This window comes from Joostella sp. CR20, from assembly GCF_038433465.1.
Lineage (GTDB): Bacteria > Bacteroidota > Bacteroidia > Flavobacteriales > Flavobacteriaceae > Galbibacter.
Genome location: NZ_JAESVF010000059.1, coordinates 1 through 254 on the forward strand (window position 1 = coordinate 1; position 254 = coordinate 254).

Here is a 254-nt window from a genome sequence, read left to right on the forward strand (position 1 = left end):
GTAATAGTGATATTTGAAAGTGTAGTTTCCCCCGTATTTGTTACAGTGAAAGTGTAAATAACACTATCTCCAACATTTACAATTCCGTCGTTATTGGTGTCTTGGTATGCACCATCTTTTAATAATTCGATACTACTGTTAGTTGGTAGTGGTGTAATGGTACAATCTGGACAGGTAGGATCTACAGGAGGATTGTTTGGATCTGTTGGATTAACTGGCGTTGGATCTTCCGAAGTATCGGTAACCGAAGTTCC

The 254-nt window shown here is 39.0% G+C and carries 1 protein-coding gene; it reads right to left on the reverse strand.

The features are described 5' to 3' along the window. On the reverse strand, nt 1-254 hold a 254-nt coding region (locus JMA43_RS14035; protein ID WP_342157330.1), incomplete at both ends, for a DUF7507 domain-containing protein.